Here is a 17,096-nt window from a genome sequence, read left to right as displayed (position 1 = left end):
TGGCCGCTCATCCTTCCTTCGCCACCAAGCCCAGGGTGGTGGCCAGCATCCGGATGAATTGCGAATGATTCGCAATAGTCCTAGACTGCGGCGGCCACGCCCCCTGCCCCCCCCCCCCCCGACGAAGGAGCCCAGCCCATGCTGACCCGCCGCCACATCGCGCTCGCTCCGCTCGCGGCGGCCTTCGCCGCGCCGGCCCTGTCGGCTCACGCACAGTCGGCGCCCACCAAGCGCGCCGTGCTCGCCACCTATGCGGATATCGCCCAGGCCATGTACGGCGACGCCCTGGCCGGCGCGAAACGGCTTCAGGAGGCCGTGGCGACGCTGGTCGCGACGCCGTCGGACGCGACGATGGCCGCCGCCCGCGCGGCCTGGCTCGCCGCCCGCATGCCCTATCAGCAGACCGAGGTCTTCCGCTTCGGCAATCCGATCGTCGATGCCTGGGAGGGTCGGGTGAATGCCTGGCCGCTGGATGAAGGCCTGATCGACTATGTCGACCAGGACCGCTACGGCGAGACCAGCGACGAGAACCCGCTCTACACCGCCAATATCATCGCCTCCACCAGCATCACCCATGCCGGTGAGACCATCGACATCTCCACCATCACGGCGGAGGCGCTGGGCAAGCTGCATGAGATCGGCGGCGTGGAGAGCAACGTCACCATCGGCTGGCACGCCATCGAATTCCTGCTCTGGGGCCAGGATCTGAACGGCACCGGCCCGGGCGCCGGCAACCGGCCCTGGACCGACTATGCCCAGGGCGAGCAGGCCACGGGCGGCCATACCGAACGCCGCGGCCGCTACCTGACCGTGGTCTCGGCCATGCTGGTGACGGAGCTGGAAACCATGGTGGCGAACTGGGCCGCCAATGGCGCCGCCCGCCGCGCGCTGACCGCGAATGGCACGGATGCCGGCCTCACCGCCATTCTCACCGGCCTCGGCAGCCTGTCCTATGGCGAGTTGGCGGGGGAACGCATGCGCCTCGGCCTGATCCTGAACGATCCGGAGGAGGAGCATGACTGCTTCTCCGACAACACCCATAACAGCCACTTCTACAATGTGGTGGGCATGCGCGCGGTCTATCTCGGCGAATACCGCCGCGCCGATGGCCGCGTGCTGCGCGGCGCCTCCCTCTCCGACTTCCTGCGCGCCGGCATCCCGGCGCTGGACCGGGAAATGCGCGCGCGGCTGGATGCAACGCTGGCCGCCTTCCAGGCCATCAAGACCCGCGCCGAGACCGTCGAGGCCTATGACCAGATGCTGGCGGAGGGCAACGCCGCGGGCAATGCCGCGGTGCAGGCCGGCATCGACGCGCTGCTGCAGCAGACCCGCAGCATCGAGCGCATCGTCGCCGCGCTGCGCCTGCGCATTTCCATCGAAGGCTCCGACAGCCTCGACAATCCGGCTTCGGTCCGGCGCCCCTGAGCATGCGCCTCGCACTCGCCGTCGCGGCGCTGCTGCTGGCTGGCGGGATGGATCATGCGCCGGACCCGTCGGAGCTTCTGCCCGGCGGCGCGGCCACGGCGCGCAACGCGGCGGGGGCCACGGCCTTTTCACTCGGCTCCGCCACCCTGCCCTTCGACCGGCTGCTGGATTTCAGGGTCGGCGACGGGGTGTTCCGCAGGCTCTGGGTCGCCGCGCCCGCCTCCACCCGCAATGCCGATGGCCTCGGGCCGCTCTACAATGCGCGCGGCTGCCAATCCTGCCACATCCGCGACGGTCGGGGCCGGCCGCCGGAGGCCGGGGAGCCCGCCTCCTCCCTGCTGATCCGGCTGTCCGTGCCGCCGGCCCAGGCGCGCCAGCCCGGCCCGGCGCCCGGCTGGCTGCCGGCCGATCCGGACCCGACCTACGGGCTGCAATTGCAGACTTTCGGCATCGCCGGCCATCCGGCGGAGGCGCGCGTGCTGGTCGATTGGACGGAACAGCCGGTGGCGCTGGCCGGGGGCGAGACCGCGTCACTCCGCCGCCCGGCCTGGCGCATTGTCGACTGGGCCTATGGGCCGCCGGCGCCGGGCCTGATGATCTCGCCCCGCGCCGCGCCGCCCATGATCGGGCTGGGACTGCTGGAGGCGATTCCGGAGGCCGATATTCTGGCCGGCGCCGATCCGGAGGATCGCGACGGCGACGGCATTTCGGGCCGCGCCGCCCGGGTCTGGAGCGCGCATCTCGGCGCCCCGGCGCTGGGCCGCTTCGGCTGGAAGGCGCAGGCGCCGACCATGGAGGATCAGGTGGCGGATGCCTTCGCCGCCGATATGGGCCTGTCGACGCGCATCAACCCGGCGCATCACGGCGAATGCACCGCCGCCCAGGCCGCGTGCCAGGCCGCGCCGGATGGCTCGCCGGGACCTGGCGAGCCTGAGGTCGATCCGCGGCTGTTCGATCTCGTGGTCTTCTATGCGCGCAACCTGGCCGTGCCCGGCCGCGCCGCCCCCGCCGCGCCGCGCGGACGCGCCCTGTTCCGGGAGGCCGGCTGCACCGGCTGCCACCGCCCGAGCTTCACCACCGGCAACATCCCCGGCCGCCCCGAACATGCGGGCCAGCGCATCTGGCCCTATTCCGACCTGCTGCTGCACGACATGGGCGAGGGTCTGGCCGACCACCGGCCTGAAGGCGCCGCGAATGGCCGGGAATGGCGCACCCCGCCGCTCTGGGGCATCGGCCGGACGGAGGCGGTCAGCGGTCGCGTGCAATTGCTGCATGATGGCCGCGCCCGCAGCCTGCTGGAGGCGATCCTCTGGCATGGTGGGGAGGCGCAGGCCGCGCGCGACGCCGTGGCGGCGATGGCGCCGGAAGACCGCGCCGCGCTGATCGCCTTCCTGGAGAGCCTGTGATGCAGCGACGTGGTCTGATCCTGGCGATCGCCCTTCTTCCCATCGCGGCGCGCGCCCAACGTCCCGATGCCCAGAATGAGGCGGCGCGGCTGGCCGCCGTGCGGGGCAGCGTCGCCACCCATATCCTGCCCGGCCAGGCCGCCTTCGCCGCCGCCGCGCGCGACTTCGCGGAGGCGACGGAGGCGCTGCGACAGGCCCCCGACCCAGGGCGGGCGGAGGCGGCTCGCCGCGCCTGGATCGAGGCCGCGCTGGCCTGGCAGCGCATCCGCCATCTGCGCTTCGGGCCGATGGAGGCCTTCGACCACGGCTTCCGCCTGTCGATCTTCCCCGACCTGCGCAATGTCACCGGGCGGGAATTGGCGGAGCTGCTGCGCCTGGCCGATCCGGCAACGCTGACCGACGACGCCTTCCGGCGCGGCCGCGTCGCCGCGCAGGGCTTCCCGGCCGCCGAGCGGCTGCTGTTCGGCGAGGAGGCCGCGCGGCTGCTGCTGCCCGATCAGGGCTTTCGCCGCCTGCTGCTGGCCGCCATCGGCCGCAACATCGCCTCGATCGCCGCGGAAATGCGGGGCGAATGGGTCCAGGGCGACCCGCCCTATGCCCGCGTGCTGGAAGGCGCGCCGGACGGCATCTATCGCGACGCCGGGGAAGGCCTGCTGATGCTGTTCAAGAGCCTGCATGGCGGGCTGGAATTTTTGGGGGACCGTCAGCTGGCGCGCACGCTGGGCGCCTCGGTGCAGGCAGCGCGGCCGCGCAGCGCGGAGGCCTGGCGCAGCGGGCAGTCGCTGGCCCTGGCCCAGGCCTCGCTGGCGGCCCTGGCGGAGTTGCAGGCGACGGCGGTGGAACCGCTGTTGCGCAGCGCCGCCCCGGCGCTGGCCCGCGAAGCGCGCGATGGCATGGCGGAGGCCCTGCGCCGGGCGCAGGCCATCACGCCGAGCCTGGAAGCGGCCGTGACCACCCCGCAGGGGCGCGCGGCGGTGGAGGATCTGCTGCGCGCGATCGGCACCCAGCGGCGGCTGCTGACGGAGCGGGTGGCGCCGGCCATCGGCCTGCCGGTGGGCTTCAACGCGATGGATGGGGACTGAGGCGATGATCGGACGGCGCGCCGCGCTCGGCCTCGGCGCCGGGCTTCTGGTGAAGCCCGCCTCGGCGGCACAGCCAGGCTTTGTCGCGGCCGGGGCCGACGCCGCCGGCGGCTGGCGCGTCGCCGCCTTCGGCCTGGATGGCGCGCCGCGATTCGACCTGCAGATCCCGGCGCGGGGCCATAGCCTGGCGGTGGCGCCGGATGGCCGGGTGGCGGTTCTGTTCAGCCGCCGGCCCGGCGACTACGCGCTGCTGCTCGATCTGCGGGACGGCCGCGCACGGCAGCGCATCGCCCGCGCGACGGAGCGCTGGTTCTGCGGCCATGGCGCTTTCTCCGCCGATGGACGCCTGCTTTTCGCCACCGAGATCGACGCGGCGGGCCAGGGCGTGGTCGGCGTCTATGCCGCCGCGCGCGGCTTCGATCGGATTGGCGAATTCCCCAGCGGCGGCGTCGATCCGCATGACATCCGCCTGGCGCCAGATGGCACGACGCTGATCGTCGCCAATGGCGGGGTGCGCAGCGATCCCTCTCTGCCCCGCGCGCGGCTGGATCTGGAGGAGATGGACAGCGGCATTGCTCATCTCGATTCCACCAGTGGCCGCCTGCTAGGCGGCTGGCACCTGCCGGAGGATCAACGCCTGCTGTCGCTGCGCCACCTGGCGCTGGCCGACGGCGCCGTCTTCGTCGCCATGCAGCATGAGGGTCCGCGCCATGAACGGCAGCCGCTGGTGGCGGTGGGACGCGGCGACGGCATTGCAACGCTGGAGGCCGATCTGCCCGTCTGGGCCGGGATGGACCACTACACCGGCAGCGCTGCCGCCAGCCTGGATGGGCGGCTGGTCGCGGTGACGAGCCCGCGCGGCGGCACCGCGGCGGTGCTGGATGCGCGCAGCCATGCCGTGCTGGCGCGCTTCGCCGTGCCGGATGGCTGCGGCATCGCCGCCGCGCCCGGCGGCGGCTTCATCGTGACCTCCGGCCTCGGCGGCGCAGCCGCCATCGGCGCCGCCGGCCCGTCGGTCGCGCTGCCCGGTGAATGGCTGCGCCGTGTGCGTTGGGACAACCATCTGGTGCCCATCTGACGGCCAGGCGGTTCAGGCGGTGGGTTCGGCCGCGATCACATAGTCATGGCCGCTGACCAGGCCGCCCTCTCTGTCGCACAGCGCCGCGGCACGGCGGCGCAGCGTGGCGGCCTGGCCTGTCAGAGCCCTGGCCAAAGCGCGGTCGGGAATGCGGCGGATCAGCGCCTCGGCCGTCGCGCATTGCAGCTCCACCCAGCGCAGGTCGTAGCGGTTAGGAAAGCGCCGCGCCGCGATCACACGCAGCCCGGCCTGTTCGAGCTGCCGCAGGACCCATTCGGCCGGATATTCGCGATAGGGAGTCTCCCCCGTCAGCAGGTGGCAGCCATCGCGAAACCGCCCCAGCGCCTGCACCATGCGCCCCGCCGCATCGGCCGGACGACCGGTGACATAGGGGTCGAGGCCAATGACATAGATCCGGCGCCCGACCAGCGGCCGCAGCCTTACGAAAAGACTGTCCTGGAAAAAGGGCGCGTAGCTTTCCACCGCGCCGACCAGATACTCCGCCAGGACGGTGTCATGCACCTCCCCGGCCAGCAGAGCCGGGTCGGCCCAGTTGCCGGCCACAAGCCTGTCCTGCGGCCGGATCGCGCCGCCCAGTGCGGCCCGCGTTTCGGCCAGTTGGGCCGGATCGGCGCTGACCGCCGTCCAGCGCGTGGTCGGCAGACCGCCGATCCAGCGCGCCGAATTCGGACCGGTGCCGGCATCCAGCACCGCGCCCCAGGGCAGATCGCCCTGGAGCCGTTCCAGCACGCCGAATAGCGGCGGCAGGCTGGCAATGACGCGCATCAGAAGGTGAGCGTCAGGCCGCCGATGATGGTCCGGCCACGGCCGCCGCCGACCGTCTCCGCCGCCGGCACCGTATAGACCTCGTCGGTGATGTTCGTGGCGTTGGCGAAGACGTTCAGATTCTCCGTCACCTTCCACGAGCTGTAGAGATCATAGGTGGTGAAGGACGGGATCGGCGTGGTCTGGGCGGTGCCGGTCCAGCTCTGCGTCTCACCGACGCGGCGGATGCGGCCGCCAACGGTCAGGGCGCGGTCGAACAGCCGCACGCCGCCATCCACCACCAGGGTGCTGCGCGGCACGTAGCTGTGCTCGGCGGCATCGGCATAGGTGACGCGGCTGTTGGTGAAGCTGCCATTCACATAGGCGATGCCCATGTCATAGCCGCCCTCCAGCTCCACGCCGGTCAGCCGGCTGGTGCCGGGGACGTTGTTGTAGAAATTGTAGCTGTAGGCCCTGCCGCTGGTGGTGCCGCGGATAGTCACCAGGTTGATCAGGTCATCGACGTCATTGTCGAAATAGGCGGCCTTGAAGCGGATGCGGTCGCCATCGGTGAAGACGTTGCGGCGCAGGATATTGGCGCCGAGTTCCCAGCCCTGCGAGGTCTCGGGCCGCAGATAGGGGTTGGGGTAGAAGGTGGAGGTGCCGCCGGCGCTGTGCGGGCCGGAATACATGGCCTCGGAGATGGTCGGCGGGCGGAAGGCCCAGCCATAGCTGACATAGGGCTGCAGCCAGTCGAGCGCCTGCACCGCGAGGGTGAAGCGCGGGCTGACCTGGCTCTCGCTGGTGTCGGCGCGGTAGTTGCCGGTGACCGGCACCGGGCCGATGGCCGGCGCGGCATAGCCTTCGCCATCCAGGGAGAAATGGTCGAAGCGCAGGCCCTGGATGAAGCTGAAGATGCCGTAGCTGAAGGTGGCGTTGGAATAGACGCCGGCCAGGTTCAGCCGGCCATCGCCATTGACGCCGCCCTTGCGGGTTTCCGTGTCATCCGTGGCGTATTGCACCCCGTAGTCCCAGGCGACGTTCACGCGGCCGATGCCGAAGCGGGAGGTATTGGCGACATCCGCCTGATAGCCCGTGTTGACGATCCGGCGGCCGGAGGCGGTGGAGGAGAAGTTGCCGGCCTCCGTCAGGTAGTTGTTCATGCGGATCTGGTTCCAGGACGCATTGGTCCGCAGATCGATAAGCGGGTTGGCCGGATTGTAGCGATAGGACAGCCGCATGAGATTCGACTGCATGGTCTGGTCGTAGAAGTTCGAGGTGAAGCGGTTGGTGTAGACGCTACCGAGCAGCGACAGGTGATGTTCCGGCGTCGGGTCCCAGTTCACCCGGGCGATGCCGGAACGCAGGGATTGTTCGGTGTTGTCGACGATGTCGCCATCGCCGTTCTTGTAGTTGGAATTCTGCCGCCCGCTGGCACCAGCCAGCACGCTGACGCCATTGGCGAGCCGGGCGGCACTGACCAGGCTGCTGTTCCACTGATAGCCGTTGGTGCCGGTCGAGCCCTGCAACCGCCCTCCAAAATTCTGGCCGGGACGCAGGATATCGCCCACATCCAGCAGCCGGAAATTCACCGCGCCCACCAGCGCGCCCATGCCGCCCGGGCCCGTCACCGCACCGCGTTCCACATCGATGCCGCTCAGGAAGTTCGGATCGACATAGGCGAAGGACCCGCCCTCATGCCCCGCGGGACGGAAGTTCTGGCGGACGCCTTCCACCATCATGTTGACGCGGCCCACGCCTTCCAGACCGCGGATGTTCACCGCCACGCCGGGCTGGGAATCGAAACCGCCGACGGCAACGCCGGGCACCGTCTCCAGCAGCCGGTTCGGATCGCCACCCTCAAGCAGTTGGTCACGGGTGACGGTGCTGGTGGCGGAGGGGGTCTCATAGGCGCCGTCGCCACGCTCCCCTTCCGCAGTGACACGCGGCAGGCGGAGCGTGGCGTCCGGCGGGGCGGTTTGCGCCAGCGCCCCGAAGCTGCCGATGGCGCAGAGCGAGGTGGTGGCGAGGAGGCGGGGCAAGACACGCAAGCCGGTTCTCAGCATCGATCGGACTCTCCGTTTCCGTCGACGCCGCGCCCCCAAAGGGCCGTCGCGTCACGGGTGATGTAACGGCTTTATTGCAAGTGATTCTCATTTGCAACTGAGTCAACATCCTGTTTTGGTGAAAAAATCCGAGGGACCTTGAAAGCATGTCATGGCTTATACGGCCTATTGCGATTGATTCTCATTCTCTGTAACCAGGGCCGTCCGCGCGCCGGCCAACCCGGCCGCACCGCACCCACCGCAGGATGACCGGGCCATGGCCACAAGGCTTTCGTTGACCACCCTTCTGATGGCGACGGCGCTCTCCGCCGCCGCCGCCGCCCAGGCGCCGAGCACCGCCGTGCCGGTCCCGGCCACCACCCCGCAGACGGAGGAGGCACCTCGCCCGCGCCCGACGCCGGAGCAGATCGCCGCCATGCGCGCGCGCTTCCGTGCGAACTTCTTCACGCAATATGACACCGATCGCGACGGCGTGGTGACGCGCGCCGAATATGACGCGGTGCGTGACGGCGTCTTCCGTCGCACCGACACCAACAGTGACGGCGCGCTGTCGGAAGCCGAGTATGTCGGGGAATATGAGGGCCGGCTGCGCGCCACCTATGCCGACAAGCCGATCGACGAGGCCTTCCGCCGTTCCATCACACAGGCCAGCCGCCGCTTCGAATCGATCGACCGCGACCGTGACCTGAGCATCAGCCGCGCCGAATACGATGCCGTCGCCGCACGCACCTTCGAACGTGCCGACACCAACAGGGATGGACGGGTCACGGAGGCGGATGCCGCCGAGCCGCATCCAGAACCCCGCGCGAACTGAGGCCGCGATGACCCGCGCCGCCGAGACCGCCATGTCGGCGCGGGGCCAGCGTTCCGCCTGGCTGAAGCAATTGCACCGCTGGCACTGGATCAGCTCCGCCATCTCCCTGGTCGGCATGCTTCTGTTCGCCGCCACGGGAATCACGCTGAATCATGCCGCCGATATCGGCGGCGTGCCGCAGGTCACCGAACGCAGCGGCCTGCTGCCGCCGGCGCTGCGCGACCAGATCTCGTCCGGCCCACGGGAGGGCGCGGCGCCGCTGCCGCGCGAACTGCGCGACTGGCTGGCGCAGGCGCTGTCGGTCCGCACCGGCACCGCGCAGGCCGAATGGTCGGAGGAGGAGATCCATCTCGACCTGAAGCGCCCCGGCGGCGATGCCTGGCTGCGCATCGATCGGCAGAGCGGCGAGGTGGCCTATGAGCTGACCACGCGCGGCGCCATCGCCTACCTCAACGACCTGCACAAGGGGCGCAATGCCGGCGCTGCCTGGTCGTGGTTCCTCGACATCTTCGCCGGCGCCTGCGTGGTGTTCTGCGTCACCGGCATGGTGCTGCTGTACCTGCATGCGGGCACGCGGCCCTCGACCTGGCCGATGGTCGGCCTCGGCGTGGTCGTGCCTTTGCTGCTCATCATCCTGTTCATCCACTGATCGTCCGATCGAAGGAGAGACCGTGCGCCGCATGCTTCCCGCGCTGGCCGCCGCCAGCATCGCAACCCCGGCGGTCGCCGCCGAACTGCGCATCGGCATCGAGCTGCCGCGCATCAGCGTCGCCGAATACCACCGCCCCTATGTCGCGAGTTGGGTGGAACGCCCCGACCAGACCGCCGTCGCCACGCTCGCGGTCTGGTACGACACGAAGCTGCGCAATGAGCGGGGCCAGACCTGGCTGCGCGACCTGACGCAATGGTGGCGGCGCGCTGGCCGCGGCATGGCGCTGCCGGCCGATGGCGTCAGCGGCGCCACCCGCGCGCCGGGCCGGCACGAATTGCGCGTCGATGCCGATAGCCCGGTGCTGGCGGCCATGCCGCCCGGCGAATACCGGCTGGTGGTGGAAGCGGCGCGGGAAGGCGGCGGGCGGGAACAGGTGCGCGTGCCCTTCCAGTGGCCGCCCAGCGCGCAGGACGCGACTGCCAACGGCAGCGCGGAGCTCGGCGCTGTGACGCTGGGCATCCGCCCGTGACCTGGCGCCTCCACCTCACCGCGCTCGCCATCTCCGCCATGCTGGCGCTGCCCGCGATGCTGGTGGAGGCGCGCCAGATCCGACTGCCACCCTGCCTGCCGCACTGACATCATGGACCGTCTGCTGCTGCCGCCCCTGCTGCGCGCCCCGGCGCCACCGCGCGGTGGCGTGCTGCGCAACCTGCGCGGCACAACCATGGGAACGAGCTGGTCCGTCCGGCTTGTGGACCATGGCGGCCCCTCCCCGGCCCCGGACATCCAGCTGGTGCTGGACCGGATCGTCGCGGAGATGAGCGCCTGGGTCCCGGAGTCGGCGCTCAGCCGCTTCAACCAGGCACCGACGCCCGGCTGGCACCCACTGCCATCAGGACTTCGCAGCGTCCTGGGCTGCGCGATGCAGGTGGCGGCGGCCAGCGACGGCGCCTTCGACCCCACCATCGCGCCGCTGGTCGACCTCTGGGGTTTCGGGCCGAACCCGGTGCCGCCGGGGCTGCCCAGCGAGCTGGGTTTGATGGCGGCGCGCGCGCGCTGTGGCTGGCGGCATCTGATGATGGATGCGAGAGGTCTCTGGCAGCCCGGTGGGCTGCGGCTGGATGTCTGCGGCATCGCCAAGGGCTTTGCCGTCGACCAGGTCGCCGCCCATCTGCGCGCGGCCGGCCACGACGCCTTTCTGGTGGAGATTGGCGGCGAGTTGAGGGGCGAAGGCGTGAAGCCGGATGGCACGCCCTGGTGGGTGGAGATCGAGTCACCGCCCGGCCTCCGTCGCTCGGCGCCATTTCGCGTGGCGCTGCACGACATCTCCGTCGCCACCTCCGGCGACTATCGCCGCTTCTTCGACCTAGCGGGCCGCCGCTACACCCATACCATTGACCCGCGCAGCGGCTGGCCGGCGGGGGCGGAGCTCGCTTCCGTCACCGTGCTGCATGAAAGCTGCATGCGCGCGGATGCCGAAGCCACGGCGCTGGGCGTGCTCGGCTTGGCGGCGGGCATGGCGCATGCCCGGCGGCACGGCCTCGCGGCGCTGTTCCTGGCGCGGCGGGGCGATGGTCTGCGGGAGCATCTGTCGCCGGCCCTCGCGGCCATGCGCGCATGATCGAGCCAAGATATCTCACGGCGCTGGGCGTGGTCGCCGGCTATGCTGCCTTCTGCGGCACCATCGCCTGGCGCTGGCGGCGCCGCGCGCGCCCTGGCGGCGCGGCCGATGCGGGTGCCGACTGCCTGGTCGCCTATGCCAGCCAGACCGGCTTCGCCGAGCAGATCGCCCAGCGCACGGCGGAGGCGCTGCGCGCCCAGGGCCGGCCGGTGCGGCTGGCGGGGCTGGAGGCGGTGGACAGCCCATTGCTCACCGGGGTGCGGCACATATTCTTCGTGGTCAGCACCGCCGGCGAGGGTGACGCGCCCGACCAGTCGGCGCGCTTCATCGCCCGGGTGATGCGGGCCGCGCCGGATCTTTCGCGGACGCGCTACGGCCTGCTCGCGCTGGGCGACAGCAGCTATGCGCGCTTCTGCGCCTTCGGCCGCCAGTTGGACAGCTGGCTGCGTGAACATGGCGCGACACCGCTGTTCGAACGCATCGAGGTGGATGACGGCGATCCGGAGGCGCTGGGCCGCTGGCAGCGGGAGATCGGCGTATCAGGCTGGGACGCGCCCGCGGCGGAGCCCTGGACCCTGGTGGAACGGCGGCTGCTGAATCCCGGCAGCCAGGGCGAGGCGGCCTACCATCTCGCTTTCGCGCCGGTCGGTGATCTGCCCGCCTGGCAGCCAGGCGACATCGCCTCCGTCCTGCCCCGCAACGCGCCGGCGGAGGTCGCGCGGCTGCTGGCGCAGTTGGCGCTGCCCGCGGATGACGGCACGCTGGGCGCGGCGCTGGCGGTGCGGCAGCTTCCGCGGGAGCTCGAGGCGCTTGCGGGGCTGTCGCCGCAGGCGGTGGTGACGGCACTGCCGCCGCTCACGCCGCGCGACTACTCCATCGCCTCATTGCCCGGGGATGGAAGGCTGGAGTTGCTGGTGCGGCTGGCGCGGCATGCCGATGGCCGGCCGGGCCTGGCTTCCGGCTGGCTCGCTTTGCATCTTTCGCTTGGGGCGCGCGTGATGCTGACCATCCGGCGCAACCGCGGCTTCCACCCGCCGGCCGATGACCGCCCCATGCTGCTGATCGGCAATGGCACCGGCCTGGCCGGTCTGCGCGCGCATCTGAAGGCGCGGGAGGCCGCGGGCCGGCGCCGCAACTGGCTGATCTTCGGCGAGCGCAGCCGAGCGCAGGACTATTTTCATCGTAGCGAGATCGAGGCCTGGCAGGCTTCCGGCACGCTGGCCCGGCTCGACCTCGCCTTCTCCCGCGACCAGGCCGAGCGGGTCTATGTCCAGGACCTGCTGCGGGCGCGGGCGGAGGCGGTGCGGAGTTGGGTGGCGCAGGGCGCGGCGATTTATGTCTGCGGCAGTCGGGTGGGCATGGCGGAGGGTGTGCAGGACGCACTGCGGGAGGTGCTGGGCGAGGCGGCGCTTGAGACGCTGAGGGATGCGGGGCGTTATCGGCGGGATGTGTATTGAGACCGCCTCGCCGCGAGACGCTCCAACGTCCAACTCGCGCGTGCGCGAGATGGAGCAAACTGCCAATCAATGTGCAAAGAATGGCGTCCCCTAGGGGATTCGAACCCCTGTTACCGCCGTGAGAGGGCGGTGTCCTAGGCCTCTAGACGAAGGGGACCCAGACAACTCGCGGCGCCGTGGCGTCGTGAGGTCGGCTGATTAGCCTCCCCGTGCCGGGGGATCAAGCCGCCCGGCAGGGGTTTTTGTCACTTTCGCCACCGCTGCCTCGCGCCGCCCGCTGCGGCAGGCGTCGGAGCAGAAGCGCACCTCCGCCCAGTCCCGCGCCCATTTGCGCCGCCAGGCGAAGGGCCGGGCGCAGGCGGCGCAGATTTTCTCGGGCAGGTTGGGCTTGCGGTGTGCCATCACTCGGCGGCGCGCAGCTCGCCCAGCACGCGGCCACGCTGGGGGTCCAGCAGCAGCAGGCGCTCGGTGCCGTCCGGGCGCGCCACCAGCACGGCGAATCGCCCCTCCGCCCCGGCGATGGAGAGCATCCGCGTCCCCGCCGGCTGGCCCAGCGAGGCCGGTGGCAGTGAAACCTCCCGCACCGCGCCGCCCATGCGCTGGACGAGAAGGAAAACCAGGCCCACCGTGCCGAGGACGATCATCACCCCCATCACGCCGACCAACCATTTGAGCGCCGCCACGCAAACCCCCTCTCCCGCCCCGCAACCGGGCGAAACCCATGATATCCTGGCCCCGCCGGAGGCCGCGGGCCTGCGCGCCGATCGGTTCCTGACCGATGCGCTGGCCGGCGCGATAGGCGGTCTCTCGCGGTCCCGGGTCAAGGCACTGATCGAATCCGGCCAGGCGACGCGGGACGGCGTGCCGGTGCACGACCCGGCGGAGCCGGTGCGCCCCGGGGTGATCTACGCTCTGCGCCTGCCGCCGCCCGAGGATGCGGTGCCGCAGCCCCAGGACATCCCGCTGACCATCCTGTTCGAGGATCGTCACCTGATCGTGCTCGACAAGCCCGCGGGCCTGGTCGTCCACCCTGCCCCCGGCAACCGCGACGGCACGCTGGTGAATGCCGTGCTGGCCCATGCGGCGGAGGATCTGACGGGCATCGGCGGGGAAAAGCGGCCGGGCATCGTGCATCGGCTGGACAAGGACACCTCCGGCGTCATGGTCGTGGCCAAGTCCGAGCGCGCCCATACGGCCCTGTCCGAGGCTTTCGCGAACCGGGACCTGGACCGGGAATATCTTGCGCTGGTCTGGGGGCTGCCAAGCCCGACGGTCGGGGAGATCACCGGAGATATCGGCCGGCATCCGATGGACCGGAAGCGGATGGCGGTGGTCACCCGCAACGGCAAGCATGCGCTGACCCGCTACGCCACGGAACGCGCCTTCGGCACGGGCTGCGCCCTGTTGCGCTGCCGGCTGGCCACCGGGCGCACGCATCAGATTCGCGTGCATCTGGCGCATGTCGGCCATCCGCTGGTGGGGGACCCGGTCTATCTGCGCCGAATTCCCGCCGCGGCGCGTAACCTGGCAGGCCCCCTGCGCGAAATGCTGATGGCGTTTCCGCGGCAGGCCCTGCATGCGGCGACGCTGGGTTTTCGTCATCCGGTCACAGGTGAGGCGCTATCCTTCAGCGCCGCCCTGCCGCCCGACATGGCGGGATTGCTCGCGGCGCTGGGTCAAGATGTTACCAGCAGGTAACCGAACGTAAACCTACCTTGCAGGTCGGGTTTTTCTTGATCCCGTGCCGCGATCGATCTAAGACTCGCACAAGCCAATGTTGGGTGGGTGCCGCTTGCGCCCCCCGCGCCCGGAATCCTCCGGTGCGGGACCGCCCCGTCATGCATCACCCCGTCGTGACCGGGGTGGGTATGGAAAGGGAGGGCCCGGCCAACGTTGGCAGAACAGCACAGCCGCCATGAGCTCCGCCGTCACGGGGGGCGTCAGGCGACCGAGGAGGCAGTTCTCACCATGGCTTCCACTTTGAGCATCCCGATGGCCCCCGAGGGCAACCTCTCCCGCTACCTGCAGGAGATCCGCAAGTTTCCCATGCTGACGCCGGAGGAGGAGTACTCCCTGTCGAAGCGTTGGAAGGATGAAGGCGATGAGCCCTCCGCCCACCGCCTCGTCACCTCCCATCTCCGTCTCGTCGCCAAGATCGCCATGGGCTACCGCGGTTACGGCTTGCCGGTTGGCGAGCTGATCTCGGAAGGCAATGTCGGCATGATGCAGGCGGTCCGGCGCTTCGACCCGGAACGTGGCTTCCGCCTGGCGACCTACGCCATGTGGTGGATCCGCGCGGCGATACAGGAATACATCCTTCACAGCTGGTCGCTGGTGAAGATGGGGACGACCGCGGCGCAAAAGAAGCTGTTCTTCAATCTCCGCCGGCTGAAGGGCCAGATGGCGGCGTTGGAGGAGGGCGATCTGCAGCCCGAGCAGGTCGAGAAGATCGCGCGCGTGCTGGCAGTGCCGGAGGCGGATGTTGTCTCCATGAACCGCCGCCTGGCCTCGCCCGACAACAGCCTGAATGCCCCCGTCCGCGCCGATAGCGATGGCGAGTGGCAGGACTGGCTGGTGGATGAAGGCGACAGCCAGGAAACCGAGCTCGCGGAGCGGGAGGATATGTCCAACCGCCGCGAACTGCTTGGCGAGGCGCTGAAGACGCTGAACGACCGGGAACGCCACATCCTGATCGAGCGCCGCCTGAAGGACGAGCCGACGACGCTGGAGGAGCTCTCCCAGCAGTACAACATCAGCCGCGAGCGCGTGCGCCAGATCGAGGTGCGCGCCTTCGAGAAGCTGCAGAAGAGCATGAAGACCCAGATCGTCGAGCGTCGCCTCGGCGCTGTCTGAGCCGAGCCGAAGCCCCTGCGGAAGCGGGGGCCGGCCAACAGAATCAGCCCCGCGCCGCAAGGCGTGGGGTTTTTTGTGACCGGACCGTTGGTGTAGGGAAAGGTCCTTCGACACAACCAGTTGTGCGCGACATGCGGAACTCCCGCTTCCCCGTCAACTTGTTGTCGGTCACACGCGAACAGCTCGGGACCCCGACCCAGGACATGGCCTCGCAGACTTCGGAGACATCGACCTTGCGCCCGGTCTCCCGGCCGAATCGCCCGCTCGGGCGCGAAGACGTTTTCTTCGCCGCCATCGAGATGACGCGCATGCCGATGATCGTCACGGATCCGGGCCAACCCGACAATCCGATCGTCTTCGCCAACCCGGCCTTCCAGCAGCTCAGCGGCTATACGGCGGAGGAGTTGCTGGGGCAGAATTGCCGCTTCATGCAGGGGCCGGGGACCGATATGGCCACGGTGAAGCTGCTGCGGGATGCCATCGCGGCCCGCACGGATATCGCCGTGGAGGTGCTGAACTACCGCAAGGACGGCACCCCCTTCTGGAACGCCCTGTTCGTCAGCCCGGTCTTCGGCAGCGATGGCGGCCTGCTGTATTATTTCGGTAGCCAGCTCGACGTGACGCGGCGGCGGGAGGCGGAGGAAGCGCTGCGCCGCACCCAGCGGATGGAAGCGCTCGGCCAATTGACCGGCGGCGTGGCGCACGACTTCAACAACCTGTTGCAGGTTTTGGTGGGCTCGCTGGAACTGCTCCGCCCGCTGGTCGATGCCTCCGGCAATCCGCGGGTGCAGCGGCGGCATGAAGGGGCGCTGGAAGCGGCGCGGCGCGGTGCCAATCTGACCCGGCAGCTCCTGGCCTTCGCCCGGCGCCAGCGGCTGGAAGGCCAACCCACCGATGTGAACGAGTCGCTGCGGGATCTTTCGGACCTGCTGGCCCGCGCCCTGGGCGGCCTGCCGTTGCGGCTGGATCTGGCAGAGTCCCTGCCGCCTGTGAAACTGGATGCCGGGCAGTTGGAAGCCGCCCTGGTCAACCTGCTGATGAATGCCAGCGCCGCCACGCAGGGCCCTGGGGAGGTGCTCATCGCCACCTGCCATGGCCACTTGGCGCCGGAAGACCCTGAAGCGGGCCAGGCGCCGGATGGGTATGTGGAGTTGGCGGTGACCGATGCCGGCACCGGCATTCCGGCCGCGATCCTCGACCGCGTGACCGAGCCTTTCTTCACCACGCGCGATGTCGGCCAGGGGTCCGGGCTGGGGCTCGCCCAGGTCTATGGCTTCGTCCGGCAGTCCGGCGGCCATCTTCGGATTGAAAGCGCGGAAGGCGTCGGCACCACGGTGCGGCTGCGCTTCCCGGCGCTTCCCGCGGATGTGGAGGTGCCGACCCCGACCCCCCGGGCGGCGCCCGAACAGGGCGCCGAGCCGCAGGGCCAGGGCGAGCATGTCCTGGTGGTGGACGACAATGCGGAGGTGCTGGACCTCGCGGCGACCCTGCTCAGCGATCTGGGATACCAGGTGGAGACCGCCATCGACGGCCCCTCCGCGCTGCGCCTGCTGTCCGATCCGGCCAAGCACTACGATCTGCTGTTCAGCGACGTGGTGATGCCCGGCGGGGTGAATGGCATCACCCTGGCCAGCGAGGCGCGGCAGATGCGGCCGAGCCTGCGTGTGCTGCTGTCGACCGGCTTCGTCGATCCGCGCGATGAGGCGGCCAGTACCGGTGTGCGCCCGCACGGCTTCCCGGTGATGCAAAAGCCCTATCGGCGCAGCGAGGTGGCGCGACGCATTCGCCGGGCGCTGGACGGCAACGGCGCCAAGCAGGGCTGAGACCGGCCTGATGGGCCCATAAGCTGGGCCGATGTCCCGTATCCGGCCGCTGGA

Annotated in this window: 16 protein-coding genes and 1 tRNA gene; 12 read left to right on the top strand and 5 right to left on the bottom strand. The window is 70.2% G+C overall.

Annotated elements, in window-relative coordinates; translation table 11 throughout:
• The first annotated feature begins 138 nt into the window (after nt 1–138).
• From ACVFYP_RS06325 to ACVFYP_RS06310, 4 genes are read left to right on the top strand one after another with little or no spacing between them, the layout of a single operon-like run.
• Nucleotides 139–1,425 (top strand): imelysin family protein, encoded by a 1,287-nt coding sequence (locus ACVFYP_RS06325; protein WP_499199271.1) that lies wholly within the window; start codon nt 139–141, stop codon nt 1,423–1,425.
• Nucleotides 1,426–1,427: 2 nt separating this feature from the next.
• Nucleotides 1,428–2,831, top strand: a complete 1,404-nt coding sequence (locus ACVFYP_RS06320) for a di-heme oxidoreductase family protein (RefSeq protein ID WP_499199270.1) — start codon at nt 1,428–1,430, stop codon at nt 2,829–2,831.
• Complete coding sequence (locus tag ACVFYP_RS06315) at nt 2,831–3,913, top strand: imelysin family protein (RefSeq protein WP_499199269.1); 1,083 nt, start codon at nt 2,831–2,833, stop codon at nt 3,911–3,913. The genes ACVFYP_RS06320 and ACVFYP_RS06315 overlap by 1 nt, the downstream gene beginning before the upstream one ends.
• Before the next feature lie 4 nt (nt 3,914–3,917).
• Nucleotides 3,918–4,991 carry a DUF1513 domain-containing protein gene (locus tag ACVFYP_RS06310; protein WP_499199268.1) on the top strand — a complete coding sequence of 358 codons (1,074 nt, stop codon included), beginning with the start codon at nt 3,918–3,920 and terminating at the stop codon, nt 4,989–4,991.
• A gap of 12 nt (nt 4,992–5,003) precedes the next feature.
• Here the strand turns inward: ACVFYP_RS06310 and ACVFYP_RS06305 are convergent, their stop codons facing one another.
• Entirely contained in the window at nt 5,004–5,777 is a 774-nt protein-coding gene (locus tag ACVFYP_RS06305) for a hypothetical protein (RefSeq protein ID WP_499199267.1), read from the bottom strand.
• Complete coding sequence (locus tag ACVFYP_RS06300; RefSeq protein ID WP_499199266.1) at nt 5,777–7,807, bottom strand: TonB-dependent receptor domain-containing protein; 2,031 nt, start codon at nt 7,805–7,807, stop codon at nt 5,777–5,779. Before ACVFYP_RS06300 ends, ACVFYP_RS06305 begins: the two co-directional genes overlap by 1 nt.
• 271 nt (nt 7,808–8,078) lie before the next feature.
• Between ACVFYP_RS06300 and ACVFYP_RS06295 the strand changes: the two genes are divergently transcribed.
• From ACVFYP_RS06295 to ACVFYP_RS06275, 5 genes are all read left to right on the top strand, one after another.
• On the top strand, nt 8,079–8,636 hold the full coding sequence (locus tag ACVFYP_RS06295) for an EF-hand domain-containing protein (protein ID WP_499199265.1): 558 nt from the start codon (nt 8,079–8,081) through the stop codon (nt 8,634–8,636).
• Nucleotides 8,637–8,643: 7 nt separating this feature from the next.
• Complete coding sequence (locus ACVFYP_RS06290; protein WP_499199264.1) at nt 8,644–9,285, top strand: PepSY-associated TM helix domain-containing protein; 642 nt, start codon at nt 8,644–8,646, stop codon at nt 9,283–9,285.
• A 31-nt stretch (nt 9,286–9,316) separates the two neighbouring features.
• Nucleotides 9,317–9,817, top strand: coding sequence for a DUF2271 domain-containing protein (locus ACVFYP_RS06285; protein WP_499199550.1), 501 nt, complete (start codon nt 9,317–9,319; stop codon nt 9,815–9,817).
• Between the two features lie 111 nt (nt 9,818–9,928).
• On the top strand, nt 9,929–10,909 hold the full coding sequence (locus tag ACVFYP_RS06280; RefSeq protein ID WP_499199263.1) for an FAD:protein FMN transferase: 981 nt from the start codon (nt 9,929–9,931) through the stop codon (nt 10,907–10,909).
• Nucleotides 10,906–12,366 (top strand): flavodoxin domain-containing protein, encoded by a 1,461-nt coding sequence (locus ACVFYP_RS06275; protein ID WP_499199262.1) that lies wholly within the window; start codon nt 10,906–10,908, stop codon nt 12,364–12,366. The genes ACVFYP_RS06280 and ACVFYP_RS06275 overlap by 4 nt, the downstream gene beginning before the upstream one ends.
• Before the next feature lie 81 nt (nt 12,367–12,447).
• Here the strand turns inward: ACVFYP_RS06275 and ACVFYP_RS06270 are convergent.
• The 3 genes from ACVFYP_RS06270 to ACVFYP_RS06260 form a co-directional block, all read right to left on the bottom strand.
• Nucleotides 12,448–12,523 (bottom strand) — tRNA-Glu (locus tag ACVFYP_RS06270).
• A gap of 41 nt (nt 12,524–12,564) precedes the next feature.
• Nucleotides 12,565–12,768 (bottom strand): DUF2256 domain-containing protein, encoded by a 204-nt coding sequence (locus tag ACVFYP_RS06265; RefSeq protein WP_499199261.1) that lies wholly within the window; start codon nt 12,766–12,768, stop codon nt 12,565–12,567.
• Nucleotides 12,768–13,010 carry a hypothetical protein gene (locus ACVFYP_RS06260; protein WP_499199260.1) on the bottom strand — a complete coding sequence of 81 codons (243 nt, stop codon included), beginning with the start codon at nt 13,008–13,010 and terminating at the stop codon, nt 12,768–12,770. The genes ACVFYP_RS06265 and ACVFYP_RS06260 overlap by 1 nt, the downstream gene beginning before the upstream one ends.
• Nucleotides 13,011–13,035: 25 nt before the next feature.
• Between ACVFYP_RS06260 and ACVFYP_RS06255 the strand changes: the two genes are divergently transcribed.
• The 3 genes from ACVFYP_RS06255 to ACVFYP_RS06245 all read left to right on the top strand — a co-directional run bounded on the left by ACVFYP_RS06255 (nt 13,036) and on the right by ACVFYP_RS06245 (nt 17,042).
• On the top strand, nt 13,036–14,064 hold the full coding sequence (locus ACVFYP_RS06255; RefSeq protein ID WP_499199549.1) for an RluA family pseudouridine synthase: 1,029 nt from the start codon (nt 13,036–13,038) through the stop codon (nt 14,062–14,064).
• Nucleotides 14,065–14,334: 270 nt separating this feature from the next.
• Nucleotides 14,335–15,219, top strand: coding sequence for an RNA polymerase sigma factor RpoH (gene rpoH, locus ACVFYP_RS06250; protein WP_499199259.1), 885 nt, complete (start codon nt 14,335–14,337; stop codon nt 15,217–15,219).
• Between the two features lie 233 nt (nt 15,220–15,452).
• On the top strand, nt 15,453–17,042 hold the full coding sequence (locus tag ACVFYP_RS06245) for a histidine kinase famiy protein (protein ID WP_499199258.1): 1,590 nt from the start codon (nt 15,453–15,455) through the stop codon (nt 17,040–17,042).
• Nucleotides 17,043–17,096 lie beyond the last annotated feature (54 nt).

Source organism: Roseomonas sp. F4, from assembly GCF_053891155.1.
The sequence above is the reverse complement of the archived record's forward strand: the minus strand, read 5'-3'. Positions and strand labels throughout refer to the sequence as shown.

Coding starts and splice junctions, on each gene's coding strand:
- ACVFYP_RS06325 (WP_499199271.1), top strand. CDS start 139: ATGCTGACCCGCCGCCACATCGCGCTCGCTCCGCTCGCGGCGGCCTTC.
- ACVFYP_RS06320 (WP_499199270.1), top strand. CDS start 1,428: ATGCGCCTCGCACTCGCCGTCGCGGCGCTGCTGCTGGCTGGCGGGATG.
- ACVFYP_RS06315 (WP_499199269.1), top strand. CDS start 2,831: ATGCAGCGACGTGGTCTGATCCTGGCGATCGCCCTTCTTCCCATCGCG.
- ACVFYP_RS06310 (WP_499199268.1), top strand. CDS start 3,918: ATGATCGGACGGCGCGCCGCGCTCGGCCTCGGCGCCGGGCTTCTGGTG.
- ACVFYP_RS06305 (WP_499199267.1), bottom strand. CDS start 5,777: ATGCGCGTCATTGCCAGCCTGCCGCCGCTATTCGGCGTGCTGGAACGG.
- ACVFYP_RS06295 (WP_499199265.1), top strand. CDS start 8,079: ATGGCCACAAGGCTTTCGTTGACCACCCTTCTGATGGCGACGGCGCTC.
- ACVFYP_RS06290 (WP_499199264.1), top strand. CDS start 8,644: ATGACCCGCGCCGCCGAGACCGCCATGTCGGCGCGGGGCCAGCGTTCC.
- ACVFYP_RS06285 (WP_499199550.1), top strand. CDS start 9,317: ATGCTTCCCGCGCTGGCCGCCGCCAGCATCGCAACCCCGGCGGTCGCC.
- ACVFYP_RS06280 (WP_499199263.1), top strand. CDS start 9,929: ATGGACCGTCTGCTGCTGCCGCCCCTGCTGCGCGCCCCGGCGCCACCG.
- ACVFYP_RS06275 (WP_499199262.1), top strand. CDS start 10,906: ATGATCGAGCCAAGATATCTCACGGCGCTGGGCGTGGTCGCCGGCTAT.
- ACVFYP_RS06265 (WP_499199261.1), bottom strand. CDS start 12,768: ATGGCACACCGCAAGCCCAACCTGCCCGAGAAAATCTGCGCCGCCTGC.
- ACVFYP_RS06260 (WP_499199260.1), bottom strand. CDS start 13,010: ATGATCGTCCTCGGCACGGTGGGCCTGGTTTTCCTTCTCGTCCAGCGC.
- rpoH (WP_499199259.1), top strand. CDS start 14,335: ATGGCTTCCACTTTGAGCATCCCGATGGCCCCCGAGGGCAACCTCTCC.